Here is a 2464-nt window from a genome sequence, read left to right on the forward strand (position 1 = left end):
GGCTCCCCCGGCGGCGGGGCGGGCGGGGCCGGTGCGGGCGGGGCCGGTGTGGGTTGAGCGGGCGCGGATTGAGCGGGTGTGGGGGGCGTGGGCGGGGCCGGGTCGGGCGCGGCCCTGGTGGCGGCTGGCGCGGCGTCTGGGCCCGGCCGTGCGGCCGCATCCGGCGCGGGCATGGCAGGCTCCGGCATTGCCGCGGCCGGCATTGCCGCCTCGCGGCCATCCGGCAGGGGGCCGAGCCAGTGCAAGGTGCCGGCGCCGGCACCCGCAAGAAGCAGCAGCGCACCCCAGAACAGGCCGAGCGCGCGCCGGGTCAGGATCCGCTTCAAGGACATGGCGGCCCGGCCGCCCGGCGGCGGGCCGCCGGGTGGCGCGGGCTCAACATGTCGGTCGCGGCCGCATCAGCGCTGGGCGCGCCGCTGCGGCGTGGCCGGCGCCGCGGCCATGTTGCGCAGAAGCTGGACGGCCTGTTGCAACTGGTGGTCGGTCTCCGGCTTGGTCGGGTCGAAGGCGGCGGCGCCTTCCACCGGCTGGCGCACCACTTTGTCCAGCACCCCGGCCGGCAGGTTCAGCGGCGGCAGCGGGGCGGGCGGCGTGGCCTGGGCCTCGCGCTCCCCATTGTCGTTGCGCAGCGCGCGGCGCAGGTCGGCTTCCCGGTCCCGCGTCGTGGCGTTGGGCTCGGGGCGGCTGGCCAGCACCTCGATATCCGGCTCGATGCCCAGCGCCTGGATGGAACGGCCGGAGGGCGTGTAGTAGCGCGCCGTGGTCAGCCGGATGGCCCCGTTGCCCGGGATGGGCATGACGGTCTGCACGCTGCCCTTGCCGAAGGATTTCACGCCCATGACGATGGCGCGGCGATGGTCCTGCAGCGCGCCGGCAACGATCTCGGACGCGCTGGCGGAGCCGGAATTGACCAGCACCACGATCGGCAGGCCCTGGGCGATGTCGCCCGGCCGGGCGTTCCAGCGCTGCGCATCCTCCGCCCGGCGGGCGCGGGTGGAGACGATCTCGCCCTGTTCCAGGAAGTCGTCCGTCACCTGCACCGCCTGGTCCAGCAGGCCGCCCGGGTTGTTGCGCAGGTCCAGCACCAGGCCGCGCAGCGTGCCACCGGCCTGGCTGCGCATGGTGCCCATGGCCCGGCGCAGCGCGGTTTCCGTCTGCTCGTTGAAGGAGGACAGGCGGATATAGGCGATGTCGTTGCCTTCCAGCCGGAAGCGGGCCACCTGCGGGCGGATCACGTCGCGCGTCAGCGTGACCTCCACCGGACGGGTTTCGCCTTCCCGGCGGATGGTCAGGCGGATGGTGCTGCCACGCTCGCCCCGCATCTGCTCCACCGCATCCTGCAGCGACAGGCCCTGCGTGCTCTGACCGTTCAGATGGGTGATGAGGTCGCCCGGCTTGACCCCGGCGCGGGAGGCCGGGGTGTCGTCGATCGGGCTGATGACCTTCACATAGCCGCCTTCCTGCGTCACCTCGATGCCGAGGCCGCCGAATTCGCCGCGGGTCTGCACCTGCATGTCGCGGAAGCTGCGCGGATTCATGTAGGAGGAGTGCGGGTCGAGCCCCTGGAGCATGCCGTTGATCGCGTTCTCGATCACGTCGCGGTCGTTCACCGGCACCACGTATTCGGCGCGCACCCGCTCGAAGACATCGCCGAACAGGTTGAGCAGGCGGTAGGTTTCCGCCCGGCCGCCATCCTGTGCCAGGGCCTGGATGCCGGGCAGGGCCACCATCGGCCCGACCACGGCGCCCGCCAGGAAGGCGGCGGCCACCGCCCCGGCGGTGCCGAGCCGTCTGCGCCGCGTCGGCCGCGGGTTGCTCAATACCGGCCCCAGGCTCGGCATCCTGCCGTTCCGGCGCCCATCCTCGTGCCCAGACACGTCGCCCATGCGACCACCCGATCCTTGGGTCGCGACCCGGTGGGCCGCCGACCTGACCAACATTGCCCTCAGGAGATGACCCGAAGGTTACCCACGCGCCGCGAACCAGGGCCGCGGATCCACCGGCTGACCGGCGCGGCGCAATTCGACGTAGAGCGACCCGCCGGAGGCACCAGCCCCACCCAGCACACCGATCGGCTCCCCCGCCAGCAGCCTTTGTCCGGCCGCCGCATCCAGCCGTTCCATGCCGGCCAGGACAAAATGGTATCCTCCCCCGCAATCCACAATCAACAGTAGCCCGAAGGAACGAAAGGGTGCGGCGTAGACCGCCCGGCCATTGCAGGGGGATACCACGCGCGCCCCGCCCGGCGCGGCGTAGGTGAGGCCCCGGTGCGGCCCGCCCGGCGCGGCTTCCCCCCAGGCGGTGGCGATGCGCCCGGCCACCGGCAGGGCCCGTCCGCCGGAGGGCACCGGGATGGCCGCCTGGCGCCCCGCCGTGGCCTCGCGCGCCGGGCGTTCTCGGGGTTGCGATTCGCGCTGCCGCTCGGCCTCGGCCAGCCGCTGCTCGCGCGCCGCCTCCGCCTGTG

Annotated in this window: 2 protein-coding genes; both read right to left on the reverse strand. The window is 73.6% G+C overall.

The genetic code is table 11. From position 1 onward, the window contains the following. Window positions 1-398: 398 nt before the first annotated feature. Window positions 399-1886 carry a S41 family peptidase gene (locus tag HEQ75_RS27505; RefSeq protein ID WP_456237402.1) on the reverse strand — a complete coding sequence of 496 codons (1488 nt, stop codon included), beginning with the start codon at window positions 1884-1886 and terminating at the stop codon, window positions 399-401. A gap of 78 nt (window positions 1887-1964) precedes the next feature. Continuing rightward, window positions 1965-2464, reverse strand: a 500-nt coding sequence (locus HEQ75_RS27510) for a murein hydrolase activator EnvC family protein (RefSeq protein WP_168035315.1), incomplete at its 5' end; no start/stop codon positions are given.

This window comes from Falsiroseomonas selenitidurans (assembly GCF_012103215.1).
Taxonomy (GTDB): Bacteria; Pseudomonadota; Alphaproteobacteria; order Acetobacterales; family Acetobacteraceae; genus Falsiroseomonas; species Falsiroseomonas selenitidurans.

Coding starts and splice junctions, on each gene's coding strand:
- HEQ75_RS27505 (WP_456237402.1), bottom strand. CDS start 1,886: ATGGGCGACGTGTCTGGGCACGAGGATGGGCGCCGGAACGGCAGGATG.